We start from the raw sequence: 20,059 nt of genomic DNA, 5'->3' as shown, positions 1-20,059 counted from the left end.
GTACAAGGTGATTTGCACCTTAAATAGTAAGATTATTCTAACTTTTATAAGAGGGGGGATTGACGGATGCTCAATAAAAAAAATACATGGACACCGTCTTTATTTCGAGATTATAGAAATGCAGAACATGATGCGTGTGGAATCGTTTCCGTTATGGAGAAACGAAAAATTGCTACAAAAGAAAACATTGATCTTTGCATACAATCACTCGTCAAAATGAATCATAGAGCTGGTTTCATTAATGGCGAGGGCGATGGCATCGGCATTCACATTGATATACCAAAAACGCTTTGGAATGAAAAACTAAAAAGTAGCGGATATAATCCAACGATTGTGGATCATCCCCACTTTATCGTTGGACATTTTTTTCTAAATAAAAAAGAAAACATTACTGTCTTAAAAGATTATATTCGTACGCAATTAAACAACAAAAACTTTACTATCATTTTCGAAAGTGATGATGTAACAAACTCCGATGCACTCGGTCCACTTGGTAAACAAGAAGAACCTTTATTTTGGCAAGTTGCCCTTATCGCAGAAAAAGAAATTACAAATATTGAGCAAACATTATTTTCTGTCACAATAAAAATAGAAGAAAATGAAGCGATTCATGTTGCTTCATTAAGTCGTGATCATGTTGTATATAAAGTTCTAGGTGCTGGTGATACGCTTGTTGCCTACTATAATGATTTACAACATCCGCTTATCGCTTCAACTATGACATTAGGACATAACCGCTACTCTACTAATACATTATCTAATTTTTTTCGTGTACAACCATTTAGCATTCTCGGACATAATGGTGAAATTAACACAATTGCGAAATTACGCGATCAAGCTGAAATGATTGATGTACCACTTACTGCAGGAGGTAGTGACTCTCAAGATTTAAACCGCACCTTAGAAACCCTACTTGTTCAATACGACTACAGCTTATTTGAAGCAATGGAAATTCTATTCCCACCAATTATTAATGAAATTAAACTTTATGAAACACCTTTACAAGATTTATATACGTATATACGTGAAGCATGGGGACATTTTGCCCAAGGACCAGCTGGCATCATTTCACGTTTTAAAGATGAAGCTGTTTTCAGCGTTGATTCCCTTGGATTACGCCCAGTATGGAAAGTAGAGACAGAGAGCTCTTATATTTTCTCTTCTGAACCTGGAGTTGTATCACCAACTAAATATGTAGCAGAACCAAAACCACTCGCTCCTGGAGAAAAAGTCGGATTAAAATGGAATGACCAAGATGAACTTGTTCTTTATGAGTATGACAAATATCAAATCCAAGTATATAACCGTTTTAAAAAGCGAATTGATACTACCAATTACCATTTAAATTTATCTATCCCTGAAACGAAAAGAATCCAAGGGCTATGTGATTCTGTTCAAGTTGAAACGAAACAATACGTCGCTTTCGGATGGGACCGAGAACATATTCAACTTCTTGAACAGATGGCAACAAAAGGCGTTGAGCCAATACGCTCACTTGGGCATGACTCACCACTTGCCGCACTCGATACTGATAGACGAAATATCGCTGACTTTATTAAAGAAAGTGTAGCTGTTGTTACAAACCCTGCAATTGATCGTGACCGTGAAATTGAACACTTCTCTACACGTACTGTACTTGGAGAGCGTCCAAGTTTATTAAGCGGCACAAAACGGCCATTTGTAGTTGAAATGCTTTCACCAATTATTTTAGAAGGCAGCGTGGCACAACCTATTGCAGAGGAATTACACACAATTACGTACGAACAACTCATAGAGCTATTTAAAACTCATAACTCTATCGCCACAATCTCTGCTACATTCAGCTCGTCAGAAACTCTACAATGTGCATTAAGCCGCATTAGTTCTGAAGCGATAGCTGCTGTTAACAATGGTGCTTCCCTCCTAGTATTAGATGACGCAAAAGCCCATCTAAATGAACGATTGTGGATTGATCCACATTTAGTTACTGCTAAAGTACATCAAGCATTAAGTGAAAATAAATTACGCCGCAATTGTTCTCTCGTTATACGTTCTGGTGCCCTTCGCTCCTTACATGACATTGTCACGCTATATGGATTAGGAGCAGATAGTATTAATCCATATTTATTATTCGCGACTGTAAATGATGGAACAAAAACACCAATTACGAATCTGTATAATGCACTTAATAAAGGATTAGAAAAAGTCATTTCAACAATTGGAATTCATGAGTTACGTGGTTACGGACGTCTCTATTCATCTATTGGGTTACATGAAGAAATCGCAAATATATTACAGATTACAAATTTCTTCGGTTCAAATGATTTAGCTTTTTCACTTGAATCACTTGCTGAAGATGCAAAAATGCGAGCGGATGATTATAACAATCCTAAAATTAGAATGCGAAAATCATTTCATATATTCCCGCGAATTTGGAAAGCAATCGGCGATGTTGCAAAAGGAAATTCTTATGATGATTACCGTGACAAGTTAAGTGAACTAGAAGAGAATAATCCCATCGCAATCAGACACCTTGTTCAAACGAAACAAACAAAACATGTCGTTCCAACTGAAGAAGTATCTATCGGCATTCGAAACCATTATTTTCCATTTATTATTAGTTCTATGTCATTTGGTTCTCAAAACGAAATTGCCTTTCGCGCATATGCAGAAGCGGCCGATCAGCTAAATATGATTAGCTTGAACGGTGAAGGCGGCGAAATTAAAGATATGATTGGAAAATATCCACATACACGTGGACAACAAGTGGCATCTGGGCGATTTGGAGTAAATGCCGAACTACTAAACTCATCGAACTTAATTGAAATCAAAATCGGTCAAGGCGCAAAGCCTGGGGAAGGTGGGCATTTACCTGGTTCAAAAGTAACAGCCAAAATCGCTGAAGCACGTAATGCGACAATTGGCTCAGATTTAATTTCACCTTCTAATAACCATGATATTTATTCAATTGAAGATTTAGCTCAAATGATTACGGAAATTAAAACAGCTAATCAACTTGCCAAAGTAGCCGTGAAAGTCCCTGTCGTTCCTAATATCGGAACAATTGCTGTCGGTATCGCCAAAGCTGGTGCTGATTTTATTAACATTAGCGGATTCGATGGCGGAACAGGTGCTGCACGTATTCACGCCTTGCAACATGTAGGTCTTCCTGTAGAAATTGGTGTTAAAGCCGCTCACAACGCTTTATTAGAAGCGAGCATGAGACATAAAGTAGAGATTTGGGCAGATGGTGGTATTCGAAGTGTAAATGATGCCTTGAAAATCATGCTTCTCGGAGCAAACCGTATTGGATTTGGCACACTATCAATGATTGCAATCGGCTGTACTACTTGCCGTGGGTGTCATCTAGATACTTGCCATGTCGGAATTGCGACACAAATTGAGTCTGAAGCACAAGCAAAAGAACATGGGTTACGCCGCTTCGTCCCACGCGAATTAGAAAGCGCAGTTACTGGCCTGCTAAATTTATTCACCTCTTTCGGTGTAGAACTAAAACGATTAACAGGACAGCTTGGGTATACAAATTTACAAGCAATTGTTGGGCGTTCTGATTTATTAGAGCAAGTTCGAGGCGAAAATTTATTAAACTTACGTAATTTACTACAAATAATAGAACCTCCATCTGTTACAACAACAGAAGGCGTACCAGAAAAACAATTTAAGACAGTTCATTCCGCTGACTCAAAAGAATTAGTAGGCGTTGGTGTAGAGCAACGCGTTATGGGTGGTCTAGAATCATGTTATCGCGTTCGCAGTAAACTATATGAAGCTACTCAACTTGAACCACTTACATTAAAGTATACGAATGGTTCTATTCCCGGAAATGGGTTAGGTGCTTACAATAGTGAAAATTTATTTATACACGTAAATGGCGGCGCACAAGATGGCATTGGTAAAACTTCCTTTGGTGGTGGGATTTATATAACAAAATCAAAAGGAAAAGACGGAGTATATTATAACGGTTCTGTCGGAAAAGGATTTGGATACGGTGCACAAAAAGGGGCACTATACGTGCAAGGGAACGCTGATGCTCGCGCTGGCATTCGCCTTTCTGGGGCAGACATGATAATTGGAGGTAGAATAACAAAACCACTTCGTGAAAAAGAGCAAGGAAATATAGGTGCATACTCCAATATTAAAGGTTTTGCTTTTGAATATATGACAAATGGGCGAGCGCTTGTTTTAGGTGACCCTGGTCCATGGATTTGCGCTGGCATGACTGGCGGTGTTGTTTATTTGCGTCATGATTCAAACTTAGGCCTAACAGAACAGGCCTTAAAAAGAAGAATTGCAAAAGGGGCAAATGTTACATTACAACCAATTAGTAAAAATGGTTTGAAAGATGTAACTGAATTATTGCTAGACTATATTCGTGTACTAAACGAACATGAGCAATATGAGGAAGTTGCTTTGTTAACACCTTTATTAGATGATATACAGAACCAGTTTTTTGAGATTATCCCGAAAAAAGAACAGGCAGATCCATCTATCTCAACAGAGTAAAATGAGTAATTTTCATTATTAAGAAAAAATTGACGAAGTACGCTTCTCATAGTAATCTATAGTAACAATTTGAGACCTGCTGAAATTCAGCAGGTTTTTTTACTAAAAACTGATGTTTAAAAGGAATTAGGAAAAATTATAAAGTGAAACTTTAATTAGCCTACACCAATCGGGCGTTTACCGGCATCCAGCTTCTGAATTTTGAGGCGTGAATCTTACTACTCACAATTAGCGGGATAAAATGAACACTAATTTCTTTTAACGTCACTAAAATATCACTTGCTAACATATTGTAATGAATGTATAGTATCATGTTGTACATTCATTATGACAAGAGAAAGGATCTTATTAAGGGTATGAAACTTGGTGCTCGCATTTTAAAAACGGGTATTGCCATCACGTTAGCTTTATTTGCTTGTATTTTACTTCAGTTACCGAGTCCGGTATTTGCGGGAATTTCAGCTATCTTTGCTGTTCAACCGTCTGTATACCGTTCTTATTTAACAGCACTTGAACAAATTCAAGCAAATGTAATTGGTGCGATATTTGCTATCGCATTTGCTACTGCTTTTGGACATAATCCTTTTATTATTGGATTAACATGTATATTAGTAATTGCTCTTACATTACAATTACGATTAGAAAACACAATATCAATTGCTTTAGTAACAGTTATCGCCATTATGGAGTATCAAGGCGAAGATTTCTTTAGTTTTGCCTTACTTCGATTTGCGACGATTATGATTGGTATTATTGCGGCTTCACTTGTAAATTTAGTATTTATGCCGCCAAAATATGAAACAAAACTTTATCATCGTATCGTTGATAATACAGAAGAAATTGTAAAATGGATTCGAATGAATAGCAGGCAGGCTTCTGATTTTACAACGCTAAAAACTGATATTGATCGTATGAAAGAAAAAATGATCAAACTAAATCATTACTATTTGCTGTATAAAGAAGAAAGAAGCTACACAAAAAAAGTAAAGTTCGCAAAAATTCGTAAGCTCGTTTTATTCAGACAAATGTTAGCGACAACAAGCCGTGCTTTAAGTACGTTAAAATCATTACACCGTACTGAAAATGAACTGCGCTACATGCCGGAAGAATTTCAGGAATCTATCCAAAACGAACTTGATTCATTAACGCATTATCATGAACAAGTTTTATTAAAATTCATTGGTAAAGCAAAAAAACAACAATCAGTTGAAATGCTTGATGAAGTTGAAACAGGTAAACAAGAATTAATTGATATCTTTATGGAATATCAAAACAAGGACGATGAAGAAGCATATAAAACATGGTTACATCTCTTCCCTCTTATTTCTTCCATCATTAACTATAGTGAAGAAGTAGAGCATTTAGATTTGCTTGTAGATAGCTTCTACACATACCATAAACCAGAAAAAGAACTCCAAATCGATGATAAAAAAGAAGACGAATAAAAAACAGCTCCTTTTATGCTAAAGGAGCTGTTTCTGTTATATGTTGAAGTTGATATAAATTGTAATAAAATCCTCTTTTTCGCATTAACTCTTCATGAGAACCAGTCTCTTTAATCTCACCGTCTTCAATGTAAATAATCGTATCAACATGCGTAATCGTCGCTAATCGATGTGCGATTATAATCGTTGTCCGGTCAGCAGCTAACGTCTGAAGCGCCTCTTGAATATACCTTTCATTTTCTAAATCTAATGCTGAAGTTGCTTCATCTAATATAAGTACCGACGGATTCTTTAGAAACACTCGTGCAATTGCCACGCGTTGTCTTTGCCCGCCTGATAGCTTCACACCACGTTCTCCAACGACAGTATTATAACCATCTGGTAAGTCTATAATAAAATCATGAATTTGCGCAGCTTTGGCAGCTGCAATCACTTCTTTCTCTGTAGCTTTCGGATTTCCATATAAAATATTAGCTCCAATTGTATCGCTAAACAATAAATTATCTTGCAGTACAATTCCAATATGACTACGCAAATTTCTCATATTATACTTTCTTACATCTATGCCATCTACATAAACTGCGCCTTCAGAAACATCATAGAAACGCGGGATCAAACTAGCAAGAGATGACTTCCCACCCCCACTCGCTCCTACAAGCGCTACTTTCTCTCCAGGCTGCATAGTTAATGACAAGTTGTGTAATATCTCTTTTTCATCTGCATTATAACGAAAAGAAACATTGTCAAATACAATTTCTCCATTTAATTTTTTCGTTTGTATCGCATTTGGCACATTAACAATATCGTATTTTTCATCTAACAGTTCAAACACACGGTCCATCGATGCAAAAGATTGTGTCAATGTTGTAGATGAATTAACAAGGCGGCGAAGCGGACTATATAAACTATCCATATATCCAACAAAAGCTACCATCGTCCCTAGCGTTAACTGCCCCTGAATTACCTCATATGCTGCAAAACCAATCACAAGTAACGGACCTAAATCGGTTAACGTATTTACTACCGAAAATGTTCTCGCCGTCCAACTTGTATGGTTTAATGCTTTCGTTAAAAATTCATTATTTCTTTTTTCAAACTGCTTCCCCTCATACTCTTCTAACGCAAAGCTACGTGTCACTTGCATTCCTTGAATACGTTCATGCAAATACCCTTGCATCGTCGCTAACGCTTGTGAACGCTCTTTCGTCAATTTCCGAAGACGTCCGAAAAAATATTTCACTGCTATTACATAAATAGGTAAAATCAATAACGCAACAAATGTTAATTTTATATTCATAGAAAACATAACAATGATAGCAATAGCAATTGTTGCAGTATCTAACCAGACGTTCATCAAACCTGTAATTACAAAATCTTTCGTTTGTTCTACATCATGGATGACCCGTGAAATAATCTCCCCTGTTTTCGTATTCGAATAATAACGTAAGCTTAACTTTTGTAAGTGACCGAAAATATGCTTCCGCAAATCATACAGTATTGTATTTGCGATACGTTGCGCGAAATATTGACGATAATATTCAATCGGTGGTCTTAATACCGCAAAAATAAAAAAAGCAATTCCAATCGCTGTTATTAATTGAGATGTTTTATCTTGAAATGAACCCGCGCCTTGAATTACCTCATCGATAATATACTTTAATAACCACGGCATAATAAGTGGGATACCGAACTTAACTAGTCCAATAATAATTGTAATAGCAATAAGCCATCGATATGGTTTAACAAATTGTAAATATCTTTTTATGCCCTGCACATAATCCCCCCTCTAATAGGACAAACCTGCCGGGAAATTCCCTGCAGGTTTGTTTTAATTTCTGTACATTAAATATCGTTCATACCACATATCTACGAAATCTGGTGCGAATGGACCTTTTCTTTGATGAATCCACTGTGTTAAATGTGCTACATTTCGTTTTAAAATTGTATCTATAACAGGTGGATACTGCATAATTTGACTATGTTTTTCATACTCATCTTCATCTAGAAGCGTATATGTCATATCTGGATACACTTTAATATCTAAATCATAATCAATATACTTTAATGCTTCAGAATCATACGCAAAAGGTGAGCTTAAATTGCAATAATAATATACGCCATCCTCCCTAAGCATCCCAATCACATTAAACCAATAGTTAGCATGAAAATAACAAATTGCTGGTTCGCGCGTAATCCATGTTCGACCATCTGATTCTGTAACTACTGTACGATCATTCGCTCCGATTACAAGACTTTGTGTCCCTTTTAAAATTGTTGTTTCTTCCCACATTCTATGAATGGAGCCATTATGTTTATAACTATGTATTTGTACTTTTTCTCCTTCTTTGGGAAATCCCATATATGCTCCCTTCTTTCAACTGCAAACGCCCTTTGAACGGCATTCACTTTTTTTCTATTATAACTTTTTTGTCAAAATTTTAAAACTAAAGGGATAAGACTCTATTTTCCACACTGAATGTGCAGGAGGTTTATCGTTGAATACAATAATCCACAATCTTCTCAGGAAACAAGGATTGTACTGTATTATTTATAAAGTGAAACTTTAATCAGTGGAGGTTTTGTTCATCCCCCACTGATTATCAGCCCTCACCAATCGGGCTTTTACGGGTAGCCCGCCCCCCACCTAACTTCTTTGCTTTCACTGAATTTTGAGGTGGGGGTCTTACTGCCCGGCAAATAGCGGGATAAACGAAGACATGTAATAGAAAAAGCCCTTCTCTATTTGAAGGACTTTTCACCTGAGACAATAATATATCTTATCCTAAATTTGAAATCATTTTTTCAGTTGCAAAAGATTGGATTACACTATTTGTTTGTTCTTCAAATTTCTCATGTAACATCTTCAACGCTACTTCTGTTCTATATATTTCCTGACGGATAAAATGCAGTTCTTTTTTATCGCACGTATCTTTTTCATTCATTTCAATTTGTTGATACTTTTCTAGATGTGCTTGTAACTTTAACAACTCATCCATCGTTTCTAATTGCTCCCCTACCAACTTATCAAAATCGTTCATTACTTACCCCCTTTGGACTTATTCATCAGTTATTATTCCTAATTACATATTTCTAATTGTTAACTTCCTTCTCCTTTGACTACATTTGTTGACTTATTAGAAGTTATGTCGTTCATTTTCTTTTCATTACAAAGATCCACACACAAAGAAAACACTTCTCCCGAATTAGAGAAGTGTTTTTCTTTCATTACTGATTTGAGCTAGAAGATTGTGATTGTTTTGCAGCTGACTTAGCATTTTGTTTTTTCACAGCATGCACGTCTGTTTCAGTTGCAAATTCTGTACCATAGCTAGCGTTTGCACTTTGTGCACCAGAAGCTTGTGCTTTCTTTGCTTCTGATTGTGCGTTTGCTTGTTTTACTGCTTGTACATTTGTTTCAGTCGCAAACTCTGTACCATAACTAGCATTTGTACTTTGAATGCTAGCACCAGAAGTTGCCTTGTTATAACCTTGTTGCTTTTTACTCATCTTTCTCACCTCCACAACCAATAATGTAACCAATTTACTTAGAAGCTATCCGTAATTTTCTTTTGAATAATTTCCGCATATATCTTTTGTTACTTATTCAAACTATAAGAAATGGAGGTGACAATATGTATATAGGACGCGATATGACTGAACTAACAATGGTTTCAAAACATGAATGGAAAGAAGATGAATTAGCTTATTTTCATCACTCACTACAACAGATTCTGCCTTATTTAAATGCAGAAGGTCAAAGTATTTACAAAGAAATTGTAGTAGAAATTGAATCAAGAGGCGGCTTACAAGAAGGTGAAGCTAGTTGGACTCATGGGACAAAAATTTCTTACGATTAAAAAAGTGTTCCCAAGATTGGGAACACTTTTTTATTTATTGTATTGTAATTTTCTCCACGCAATTTTCGTAAATAGTACGATGCGATTTCGAAAAAGGTAATTGCTCAAATGCTTCTTTCGATACAAATTTCAATGTATCTGTATCAACAATATTGCCAGTTACCTTTCCATAAAATACAAATATATCCCAAGTACGATGTGTAAACGTATGTTGTACATTCATTGCGTATTCATCAATAGAAACCGCGAGTTCAAATTTTTCTTTCATATAATCTATAAGCTGTTCCTTCTGATTTCGAATACCTTCTCCAAGTTCAGCATTAGGAAACTCCCACATATTAGCTAACAAACCTGTACTTGGACGTTTATTAATAACGTAACGACCGTCTTCAGTTTGAAGTACTCCTGCAACAATAGGTACCATTTTAGGAGCTTTCGCTTTACTTTTTACTGGTAATTCTTTTTGAACACCTTCAGCATATCCTCTGCAATGCTCACGTACAGGACAAAGTAAGCACGATGGATTTTTAGGAATACAAATCAGTGCACCTAATTCCATCAATCCCTGATTAAAATAAGATGGGTTTTCTACTGAAATAATTTCACGCACAATCTCTTCAAAAACTTTTCGAGTCTTCGGTTTTGCAATATCATCCCATACTGATAAAATGCGAGATAATACACGCATAACATTTCCATCAACTGCCGGCTCTGGTATACCATATGCAATACTTAAAATAGCACCTTTTGTATATGGTCCGACTCCTTTTAACTTTTCAATTTTCTTTACATCACTTGGTACAACCCCGCCGTATACTTCTTTTACCTCTTTTACTGCCGCATGTAAATTACGTGCTCTAGAATAATATCCTAAACCTTCCCATGCTTTTAATACTTCTTCATCATCTGCGTTCGCTAACGCTTCAAGTGTAGGAAACTTCCCCATAAAATTTGCGTAATATGGTTTTACGGCTTCTACTCTTGTTTGCTGTAACATAATCTCAGAAACCCAAACGCGGTATGGATCTTTATTTTTTCTCCATGGTAAGTCGCGCTGCTCCTCTTCAAACCAACCAATTAAATCATTTTGAAACTGCTCTATATTAAATTTTTTTAGTATTTCAAGTGTCAAACTTGATCCCCCTCATTTTTTTGCATATAAGTACTATTATAAAGATTTTAGGAAAAAATTTAAGTAAGATGACATAGGAAATTGAAGGCAAAGGACTTGAGGTATCGAATAAAAAGAGTTACATTAATAAAAAACGGAGGTGGATTTTTATGGACACAGCCACTCACCTTGTTATGGGTATCACTTTAGGTAGCTTAGCAACATTAGATCCAGCCATAGCACAAAGTGATATTGGCCCACAAGCTGTTATGCTTGCTACAATTGCTGGTTCCAACATTCCTGACATTGACACAGTTTTAAAATTGCGTAATAACGCTAAATATATAAGAAATCATCGCGGAGTTACTCATTCCATTCCCGCGGTAATTCTTTGGTCATTTCTTATAAGTGGCATCTCTTTCGCCTTCTTTTCAGACGCTCCATATCTTCATCTACTACTTTGGTCATTTATTGCAGTCTTCCTTCACGTCTTTGTCGATATTTTTAACGCCTATGGCACACAAGCATTACGGCCTTTCACAAAAAAATGGGTCGCACTCGGCGTGATTAATACATTTGATACCGTAATTTTCTTTATCCATATACTTGCAATTGCTTGCATGCTCGTCGGTTCTCATAAAGGATACACAGCTTTAGCAGCATATATATTAATGATTATTTACTATATCGGACGGATTATGATGCACAGAAATATAAGAAGCGTTGTACACAAACGTTTCAAAAATGTCGAAAAGATTATCATTTCTCCTTCTTACCGATTTTATCATTATCATTTAGCAGTCGTTACAGCTGATTATTACTACGTTGCGAGATGGCACCGTGGTAACATCATGATATATGACAAATTCGATCGGGTACCGTTCCCAGAAAATGATATTATGCGAGCAGCTAAACAAGATGAAAACATCTCGGCCTTCCTATCTTTCTCTCCTGTATATCGCTGGGATATTTTTGATCATGATCATTATTATGAAGTGCGATTCATTGATTTACGGTATCGAAGTAAAGATTATTATCCATTTGTCGCGATTGTGCAGCTCGACCATAATTTAAATATTATTAGTTCCTATACAGGATGGATTTTTAGTGAAGAAAAACTTCGAAAAAAACTGGAATTACTTCCACATTAAAAAAAGCGACTCAAGTCGCTTTTTTTAATGTTTCAAATGATCTTCTTGATTAATTAAATGGCTATACTTCGGATTATTTGTAAGCATTTCATGAAGGCGTACACCATGATTATTAATCCATGATCGTACCACTTGCTCAGTCATTTCCTCACCTTGATAACGCCCTGATTTTGCATAAGTTGTTTGAAAATCTTCCCAAAGTAATTCAACCCACGCACGTGCTTGTCCGTAAGAAAGCTTGTCATTCTTATCTAATAATTCTTTCGTTAATGCTTCATAAATATCATTCATGTTCTAATCTCCTTTTCCCTATTTATCCCTTCATTTCTAAAGGATAGTTTCTTCTGTTTTGCACATTCTATAAGTGATACTTCTTAAAGAGGTATCAACTGATGATGAGGAGGGCGTTCGCAATGGGTAAACAAGCCGAATTTTGGTCTGAGTCAAAAAACAACAGCAAAATCGACGGTCAGCCGAAAGCGAAATCACGCTTCGCTTCGAAGCGACCTAACGGCACAATTAACACGCACCCACAAGAACGTATGCGTGCTGCAAATCAGCAGGAAGAGTAATACAGGTACAACCTAAAAAATTAACTTCCTACACGAGGTGATAAAGATGAGCTACCGTGATCGTTTAGATAGTCGTTCTGAATTATTTAACCATACGTGGACTCGTCCGAAACATGCGAAAGCGCAAGTTAACGGACAGACGCAGCAAACCCAGTCTCTCATTATATTGGCCAACGAATGTAAAAAACGCCAATTTTAGAATCTCCTATCTCCTTTAACGCCTACCAAAGATGAAAACCAGAGAGATATGTGCTCTCTGGTTTTCATTTTTCTTGCAATAGGGAAATTGGTATCCCAATCTCTTCATTATCATTTTGCTTATAACCCCAAGCGAATACCCCATTGAAGTACGTAATTTTAAATAATATACCAGGTTCCTCTATTAATTCATATGTTTCACCAATATGGAATTTGTTTATATCCGTCATATAAGCGCGAGCCATTGCCATCTTTCTCATTAATACATCGAACTCATTTACAATTCCAAGCTGCTCAGCCTTTATTGCTTGCTCCTTCAAATCCCCAATTTCTTCTCTAAGCTCATGTGGTGTCATTTCACTGTAGCGTTTTGGCATATTCATCTCATTATTCCCCTCATCCCTCTTCACGTTTCATTTGTAAAAATATCTCTATCTCATCAATAGAGAATCCTTTTCGATATAACGCTTGTTTCATCTTGTTTTCAAATGTCCATCCATCATACTTCTTATATTTCTCATAATACTTATTCCCATGATAGTGTAACGCTTCTTGTTGCTTTTCGTCATCTCTTTCGTCTTTCAATTCTTCCAAACAAATTTGAATTACTTCTCTAGAATACCCTTTTCGAACAAGCATCTCATCTAACTTTAGCTTCATTTGTAAAAAAGAATGCTTTTGATAAGATTTTTTTTTCTTTTCTATGAGAAACAAGGCATTCTCAATTTGCTTTTCCTTCGGATATTCTTGTAAACTATGCATAATAATTAAATCCTGAACACCTTTATTTAACAACTCTCTTTTAATAACAGTTGGACCTTTTCGATTCACATTACTTTGCGTTCGTGTATATAAAACCGCGTACTCTTTATCATTAATATATCGGTCATGTAATAATTTCGAAACGACTTCAGAGATGATGGCCTGTCCCACTTCTTTTTTTCGTAAAAAATCTTCTATTTCTTGTTTTGTTCTCATTTGATAGGATAAATAGGAGATTGCTTGTAAATATGCTTTTTGTACCTCTTCATTGTACAAAATATTTCCTAACTCTATTTCATCAATTTCTAAGCCTTTTTGTAATCCATGTTTCATTAAGATTACTTGATCCACACTAAACCCGTACTCTTCACCTTGGCCTTTATCAATATAAATATTAAATCGTTCTTTCGATCGTTTTTGTACTTCTATTTTTGTAATGACAGCCATACTCTCACCTCCCTATTATTTTAACATAGTCGAGGAACATTTTTTCTTTTCAAGAATATATATAATGAGGAGGAAATGATTATGAAAATCGCAATTTCTGGTGGCACTGGTTTTATTGGTAAATACCTCTCTACTTTTTTTATTCAAAAAGGATATACGGTCTACATTCTTACTCGAAAGAAAACTACTAGAACCTCAAACCATAACCTTCAATACGTACACTGGACACCAGATTTATCTACCTTTCCGCTCTCCTCTATCGATGTAGTCATTAATCTAGCTGGAGAATCTATCAATAGTAGATGGACAAAAAAACAAAAGGAAACAATATTAAACAGTAGAATTCAAACAACAAAAGGACTTATTCAACAACTACAAGTAATGGAAACAAAACCACATACATTTATTAATGCAAGTGCTATTGGATACTACGGAACATCTGAAATAGAGTCTTTTACTGAGCGACAAGAAACTCCCGGAAACGATTTTTTAGCAGAAACAGTATTTTTATGGGAGCAAGAAGCAGCTAAAGCATGTTCTCTCGGAATAAGAACAATTTACACAAGATTTGGCGTTGTATTAGGTGCAGATGGCGGAGCCTTGCCAAAGATGTTACTTCCCTATCAATTCTATATCGGCGGCACCATTGGTTCTGGGAAGCAATGGTTATCATGGATTCATATAGACGATGTCGTTCGTATGATGGATTTCATCATACACAAAAAAGAAATTGATGGCCCTCTTAATATGACAGCACCAACACCTATAAGAATGAAGGAATTTGGAAAAACCATCGCTGCCGCAACGAGAAAACCACATTGGCTGCCTGTCCCTTCATTTATGCTTCACGCCTTATTAGGTGAGATGAGCATACTTGTACTAGAAGGGCAACATGTATTACCTAGTAAAGCAATTAAACATGGATACCAATACACATTTCCGGCAATAGACCATGCATTACAAAATATACTTTCGCATACAATGTAGTACTTCTAAAACACAATTTTGCATGGGCCCTTTTAAAACTTTCATTTTCTAGGATCCGAAGCATTACCATACAAATAACCTTTCAGTTACTTTCCCTTAACTTCCATTAGCATTATAAAGTAACAGAAATGAGGTACCTATGAAAATATTGCTCAAACAAGCCATTGTATACCCTATTACATCTCCAAAGTTTCAAGGCGATGTACTCGTTACAGGAGAGCGAATTACCGAGGTCAAACCTTTTATTCAACCTACTCAAGATATGACCGTTATAGATGCACGGGCACTCCATCTCTTACCTGGCTTTATTGATGTCCATACTCACCTTGGTCTCTATGATGAAGGTACTGGTTGGGCTGGAAATGATGCCAATGAAACATCTGAAGTTTCAACACCACATATTCGTTCTTTAGATGGAATCCACCCTTTCGATATTGCCTTTCAAGACGCTGTGCAAAATGGAATTACAACCGTTCACGTTATGCCTGGCAGTCAAAATATTATCGGGGGTACTACTTGTGTAATAAAAACAGCTGGAACTTGTATTGATCATATGATTATTCAAGAACCTGCTGGTTTAAAGATTGCCTTTGGAGAAAATCCTAAAAAGGTCCATAGTAATGGAACGAAAGAATCCATCACACGTATGGGGATTATGGGGTTACTACGGGAATCATTCTATGAAGCACAACACTACGGGCACGAAGCTGATTTTCGAATGCTTCCTATTTTAAAAGCATTACGTCGTGAAATACCCGTACGTATCCACGCTCACCGAGCAGATGATATTAGTTCTGCGCTACGCTTTGCAACGGAATTCAATCTCGATCTACGTATTGAACATTGTACAGAAGGACACTTTCTTGTTGAAGAGCTTTCGAAACACAATTTGAAGGTTTCAGTTGGTCCCACTCTGACACGCCGTTCTAAAATCGAACTAAAAAACAAGACATGGGATACTTACCATATATTATCCAAAAATGGTGTGGAAGTTTCTATAACAACAGACCATCCTTATACACCCATTCAATATTTAAATATTTGTGCTGCTGTTGCAGTAAGAGAAGGGTTAGACGAGAAAACAGCACTAGAAGGAATCACCATATTCCCAGCGCGAAATTTGCGTTTAGAGGATAGAATTGGAAGTATCGAGGTTGGAAAAGACGCCGATCTCGTGTTATGGACTCATCATCCTTTTCATTATTTAGCCAAGCCTGTACTAACTATGATTGATGGAAAAATAATTTACAAAAAAAATAAAAAAAACTAGTTTATTTTTTTGACTAGATAAAGTATTATACGATTATAAACTGAATGAAACCATAATCAATTTGTGTCGTGATTATCATTTTCAAATTGATGAATGGGGAAGGCAAATGGTGCGCCACCAGCGTTAGAAACTGGTTCTAGTGGGTTCGATTCCCACCCCGAAATTTTTTAAAGATTGATATAAAAATTTCGAGGGTGGGGTGTTTTTTCGTCATGCTACCCTCGTGTGAGGAGGAGTTAGTATGTTGAAAAAACGCGACTTACACGACAGCCACGTTCTATACGAGTTAATGGTGGATCCAGCTGTCTTCCCTTTTGTGCGTCAAAAGGCTTATTCTTATGAAGAATATTTATTCTTAACGAAACAAACAATTGAAGCTGAAGAGCGTGGTGAATTAATTTCACGCACAATTTTAGATGAATGGGGTAACCCCATCGGAACAATTACTTTATTTGATGTGCAAGAAAAAGCTGGGTTTCTCGGGACATGGCTCGGCAAACCATATCATGGAAAAGGCTATAATAAATTAGCAAAAGATTCATTTTTTAGTGAACTTTTCTATGAATTAGATATTGAAACAATCTTCATGCGTATTCGTAAAATAAATATTCGTTCTATTAAAGCTGCAGAAAAACTGCAATATGTAAATCTAGCAAACGAAACAAGAAAAGCCGTATATGATGAAATTAACGCAAACGAAGAAGTATATAACTTATATGAAATTCCAAAAGATCAATACACACTTGCTACAATGCGAGATACAACCTTCCAAGATGCTCATCAATTAAAAGAAGCATAATCTAAATTTTCTGAAATATTAATCAATCATTAACATTTTCCATATGCGTATATCCCCTCATGTCTTTGGAAACGATAAATAGTAACTTTAAGACACGAGGTGATTTGTAATGGATAAAAAGAAACGTGATAAAGCAAAAAATACATTATCTAGTACACAAGAAGTTCTCTATCAACGAGAATTTCAAAAAGCAGATCGTGCAGCAGGATATCGCTCGAAAAGCATTTAAAGTGAAAATGAATAATTAGAAGTTCCCCCCTAATTATTCATTTTCATTACATAATTTTCTCGACTGATAGAAGTAAGCAAAAAGGACCCTTATACATAATGGTCTTTTTTGCTGTGGACAACTTTATCCACAAAACCAACGAAATTGTTAGTAATTTTCAAAAACATTTAATGTTTTTCTATATTAAAGTATATATCAGCTGTTTTAATTGTGGATATTTTTCTAAAAATTGTGGACAATGTGGATATAGTTGTTAATATTCCGACTTTACTGTTTAATGAAAGCGTAATCCTTTTGTGGATAACTAGCTAAATTTTCTTTGAAAATAATAAAGAACCCTCTTTACAATACAAAGAGGGTTTCATATTAAGTAAAAGATTGTGCAAGAGCAGGTGATTTAATAGGTATATGACGCGGTTCTGCATGGTTTTCTGCCAAAATTGCATCTACAATATGACCAGCTGGCTCTGGAAGATAGATGCTTTTCATTGCTTCTTTCATTTGAAGAAGCTTCACATCATCTTGTAATAATGCCTCTGTTTTTGCAAAAACCTCACTATCATCGCGAATGACAACTGCTGCTCCTTTTTTTTCAAAGTACATCGCATTTTCATTTTCTTGTCCTGGAACAGGTTTATATAAAATGACAGGTACTTGCAACGCTGCTGCTTCACTTAATGTTATTCCGCCTGGCTTCGTAATCATACACGAAGTAACTCGGAATAATTCATCAATATTTTCAACATACCCAAACACTTTTAATGCATCGGAATTTTGATTCTGTAAACTTAATAAATCCTGTTTTAAAGCTTCATTTTTTCCACAAACGACAACTACTTGTAAATTAGGCACTGACATAAATGATTGGCATAGTTCTTTTACATTTCCTAATACCCCATGAGCACCTGCTACAATTAGTAAAATCTTTTTATTCTTACATAACTGATATTTATTATATATGATGTCTGGATTTACCTTTAACTCAAAACTACTCCGAATTGGAATTCCTGTTTCAACAATTTGTTCCGCAGGTACACCGATATCAACCATCAATTCTTTCACGTGATCCGTTGCAACAAAATAACGATCTACTTCTCGATGAATCCATATTTTGTGCACGCAAAAATCCGTTAATACGTTATAGACAGGAATTGAAATCCCTGTTTGTTTCTTCAATTCTGGTACAGCGATAATTGGAAATGTATTAATTACAATATCTGGTTTCTCCACCTGTAACAGTGTTTTCAAACGTTTTCTTCCAAAGTTCGCATACCAAGATGCTATTTTCTTATCATAAATTTTTTCTACCCCGTAATAAAACAAACGATATAATTCTTTTCCTATTGTATAACTTTTTAAATATAGATATTTTGTAATGTCAGTTATAAATGGATGTGATTCTCCAAACAAGTCGCATACAATAACATCTTCAATTCCTTTTTGGCGAAATGTTTGTTCTAATGTTTTTGCTACTTGCACATGACCATTACCGTAATGTGCAGTTAATATTAAAACCTTGGGGTTTTTTATCAAACAAATCCACTCCTAGCTTTTTGTTTCTCCATATTGCATATACGACAATAGGAAAAACATTTTCCTTAAAAATTACATAAACAGATTCTAATAATTCCCTTTTCAGCTATGTACCTGTCGTGGATATGCAAAGCATATAAGATTGACCCCTTAATCCTATCTGTGCTCATATCTTTACATTATACTTTCCTATAAGAGCTTTCGCAATAACTTACAAATGTTCTCTATTCCATGATACTCACTCTTTTACTTCTTAATTCTTTTTACTATTTTGATTTCCCTTTACAATTATGTAAATTTCTCCACTTATTCCGTACAAAATTATGGATATTCTACTTTCAGTATACTCTTTTATCAATATATGCTCTAGATTTTATTGTAAAGAAAGCAAAAAGCCTAATCCAATATTTGGATTAGACCGCTTGTAAAATATGTTTAGCATGTTCTACATTTTTCTCAGTAGGTGGTTCTACATTTGCGAGTGGATACTTATGTCCAAGCGCCTCCCATTTATATACACCAAGCTTGTGATATGGTAACACTTCAACTTTTTGAACATTAGACAGACTTTGAATAAAGCTAGATAGTTTTTGTAGATCCTCTTCATTATCCGTAACACCAGGAACTAATACGTGTCGTACCCAAATCGGTTTATTCTTATTCGATAAATAACGAGCGAATTGTAAAATATGTTCATTTGGTTTTCCTGTTAATTTACGATGCTTTTTAGAATCGATATGTTTCAAATCCAATAAAACTAAATCTGTATAATCCATTAAAATATCTAGCTTACTTTGGAATTCTGGTTCCTCAGAATAACAACCACCAGAAGAGTCGATTGTTGTATGGATACCAGCCTCTTTACACTTTTTAAACAACTCAATTAAAAAGTCTAGCTGTAATAATGGCTCTCCACCGCTAACTGTTATACCACCTCCGGAGGCTTCAATAAATGGAAAGTAACATGTCACATCCTGCATCACTTCTTCAACTGTTATTTCTTTACCTTTACCGATTTCCCACGTATCAGCATTATGACAATATTGACAACGTAATAAACACCCTTGTGTAAATATGACATAACGAATCCCTGGGCCATCAACAGTACCACAAGACTCTACAGAATGTATTCTTCCTTTTACCATGTTACTTCCTCCTTTATTGAAACAGCCTCCCTTCGCTATGTATTAAAAGC

Annotated in this window: 20 protein-coding genes; 10 read left to right on the top strand and 10 right to left on the bottom strand. The window is 35.7% G+C overall.

The genetic code is table 11. The features are described from left to right. The first annotated feature begins 66 nt into the window (after positions 1-66). Both C4S65_RS26470 and C4S65_RS26465 read left to right on the top strand, forming a co-directional pair. The gene (locus C4S65_RS26470; protein ID WP_086406820.1) at positions 67-4,503 is read left to right on the top strand and encodes a glutamate synthase-related protein; all 4,437 of its coding nucleotides are present in this window, start codon (positions 67-69) and stop codon (positions 4,501-4,503) included. Between the two features lie 356 nt (positions 4,504-4,859). Beyond that, positions 4,860-5,948 carry an aromatic acid exporter family protein gene (locus C4S65_RS26465; RefSeq protein WP_000765787.1) on the top strand — a complete coding sequence of 363 codons (1,089 nt, stop codon included), beginning with the start codon at positions 4,860-4,862 and terminating at the stop codon, positions 5,946-5,948. A gap of 13 nt (positions 5,949-5,961) precedes the next feature. On the opposite strand, the gene C4S65_RS26460 is transcribed toward C4S65_RS26465, so the two are convergent. The 4 genes from C4S65_RS26460 to C4S65_RS26445 form a co-directional block, all read right to left on the bottom strand. Continuing rightward, complete coding sequence (locus C4S65_RS26460; protein WP_098838630.1) at positions 5,962-7,722, bottom strand: ABC transporter ATP-binding protein; 1,761 nt, start codon at positions 7,720-7,722, stop codon at positions 5,962-5,964. A 54-nt stretch (positions 7,723-7,776) separates the two neighbouring features. Continuing rightward, positions 7,777-8,307 carry a DUF402 domain-containing protein gene (locus C4S65_RS26455; RefSeq protein ID WP_000506625.1) on the bottom strand — a complete coding sequence of 177 codons (531 nt, stop codon included), beginning with the start codon at positions 8,305-8,307 and terminating at the stop codon, positions 7,777-7,779. Between the two features lie 418 nt (positions 8,308-8,725). After that, positions 8,726-8,986 (bottom strand): YgaB family protein, encoded by a 261-nt coding sequence (locus tag C4S65_RS26450; RefSeq protein WP_000997575.1) that lies wholly within the window; start codon positions 8,984-8,986, stop codon positions 8,726-8,728. 187 nt (positions 8,987-9,173) lie between these two features. Further along, a complete protein-coding gene (locus C4S65_RS26445) occupies positions 9,174-9,455 on the bottom strand; it encodes a gamma-type small acid-soluble spore protein (protein WP_000039035.1) in 282 nt (93 codons plus the stop codon). A 125-nt stretch (positions 9,456-9,580) separates the two neighbouring features. Here C4S65_RS26445 and C4S65_RS26440 point away from each other — a divergent pair, with 125 nt between their 5' ends. Next, the gene (locus tag C4S65_RS26440; RefSeq protein ID WP_000275441.1) at positions 9,581-9,805 is read left to right on the top strand and encodes a hypothetical protein; all 225 of its coding nucleotides are present in this window, start codon (positions 9,581-9,583) and stop codon (positions 9,803-9,805) included. Between the two features lie 34 nt (positions 9,806-9,839). Here the strand turns inward: C4S65_RS26440 and mutY are convergent, their stop codons facing one another. Then, positions 9,840-10,937 carry an A/G-specific adenine glycosylase gene (gene mutY / locus C4S65_RS26435; protein ID WP_000171380.1) on the bottom strand — a complete coding sequence of 366 codons (1,098 nt, stop codon included), beginning with the start codon at positions 10,935-10,937 and terminating at the stop codon, positions 9,840-9,842. Between the two features lie 149 nt (positions 10,938-11,086). On the opposite strand from mutY, the gene C4S65_RS26430 reads away from it, so the two are divergent. Further along, the gene (locus tag C4S65_RS26430) at positions 11,087-12,067 is read left to right on the top strand and encodes a metal-dependent hydrolase (protein ID WP_000379113.1); all 981 of its coding nucleotides are present in this window, start codon (positions 11,087-11,089) and stop codon (positions 12,065-12,067) included. 24 nt (positions 12,068-12,091) lie between these two features. Here C4S65_RS26430 and C4S65_RS26425 read toward each other — a convergent pair whose 3' ends face one another. Then, entirely contained in the window at positions 12,092-12,358 is a 267-nt protein-coding gene (locus C4S65_RS26425; RefSeq protein ID WP_061666219.1) for a YfhJ family protein, read from the bottom strand. A 122-nt stretch (positions 12,359-12,480) separates the two neighbouring features. Between C4S65_RS26425 and C4S65_RS26420 the strand changes: the two genes are divergently transcribed. Together C4S65_RS26420 and C4S65_RS26415 are read left to right on the top strand one after the other, a co-directional pair. Beyond that, complete coding sequence (locus C4S65_RS26420) at positions 12,481-12,639, top strand: small, acid-soluble spore protein K (RefSeq protein ID WP_000517891.1); 159 nt, start codon at positions 12,481-12,483, stop codon at positions 12,637-12,639. A gap of 46 nt (positions 12,640-12,685) precedes the next feature. Next, positions 12,686-12,838 (top strand): YpzG family protein, encoded by a 153-nt coding sequence (locus C4S65_RS26415; RefSeq protein WP_000122093.1) that lies wholly within the window; start codon positions 12,686-12,688, stop codon positions 12,836-12,838. Between the two features lie 64 nt (positions 12,839-12,902). Here C4S65_RS26415 and C4S65_RS26410 read toward each other — a convergent pair whose 3' ends face one another. Further along, the gene (locus C4S65_RS26410; RefSeq protein ID WP_001057028.1) at positions 12,903-13,220 is read right to left on the bottom strand and encodes a YfhH family protein; all 318 of its coding nucleotides are present in this window, start codon (positions 13,218-13,220) and stop codon (positions 12,903-12,905) included. A 13-nt stretch (positions 13,221-13,233) separates the two neighbouring features. Continuing rightward, positions 13,234-14,046 carry a recombination regulator RecX gene (recX, locus tag C4S65_RS26405; protein WP_000268512.1) on the bottom strand — a complete coding sequence of 271 codons (813 nt, stop codon included), beginning with the start codon at positions 14,044-14,046 and terminating at the stop codon, positions 13,234-13,236. A gap of 81 nt (positions 14,047-14,127) precedes the next feature. Here recX and C4S65_RS26400 point away from each other — a divergent pair, with 81 nt between their 5' ends. The 4 genes from C4S65_RS26400 (at position 14,128) to C4S65_RS26385 (ending at position 17,331) form a co-directional block, all read left to right on the top strand. Then, on the top strand, positions 14,128-15,033 hold the full coding sequence (locus tag C4S65_RS26400) for a TIGR01777 family oxidoreductase (protein WP_000684402.1): 906 nt from the start codon (positions 14,128-14,130) through the stop codon (positions 15,031-15,033). 139 nt (positions 15,034-15,172) lie between these two features. Then, positions 15,173-16,303 (top strand): amidohydrolase, encoded by a 1,131-nt coding sequence (locus C4S65_RS26395; RefSeq protein ID WP_061666218.1) that lies wholly within the window; start codon positions 15,173-15,175, stop codon positions 16,301-16,303. 241 nt (positions 16,304-16,544) lie between these two features. Further along, positions 16,545-17,102 carry a GNAT family N-acetyltransferase gene (locus C4S65_RS26390; protein WP_000914737.1) on the top strand — a complete coding sequence of 186 codons (558 nt, stop codon included), beginning with the start codon at positions 16,545-16,547 and terminating at the stop codon, positions 17,100-17,102. A gap of 109 nt (positions 17,103-17,211) precedes the next feature. Further along, positions 17,212-17,331, top strand: coding sequence for a YfhE family protein (locus C4S65_RS26385; protein WP_000358482.1), 120 nt, complete (start codon positions 17,212-17,214; stop codon positions 17,329-17,331). A gap of 366 nt (positions 17,332-17,697) precedes the next feature. Here C4S65_RS26385 and C4S65_RS26380 read toward each other — a convergent pair whose 3' ends face one another. Beyond that, the gene (locus tag C4S65_RS26380) at positions 17,698-18,864 is read right to left on the bottom strand and encodes a diglucosyl diacylglycerol synthase (RefSeq protein ID WP_000594686.1); all 1,167 of its coding nucleotides are present in this window, start codon (positions 18,862-18,864) and stop codon (positions 17,698-17,700) included. A gap of 413 nt (positions 18,865-19,277) precedes the next feature. Next, on the bottom strand, positions 19,278-20,009 hold the full coding sequence (gene pflA / locus C4S65_RS26375; protein WP_098838629.1) for a pyruvate formate-lyase-activating protein: 732 nt from the start codon (positions 20,007-20,009) through the stop codon (positions 19,278-19,280). Between the last annotated feature and the right edge of the window lie 50 nt (positions 20,010-20,059).

This window comes from Bacillus sp. ok061, assembly GCF_900108285.1.
GTDB lineage: Bacteria > Bacillota > Bacilli > Bacillales > Bacillaceae_G > Bacillus_A > Bacillus_A thuringiensis_S.
The sequence above is the reverse complement of the archived record's forward strand: the minus strand, read 5'-3'. Positions and strand labels throughout refer to the sequence as shown.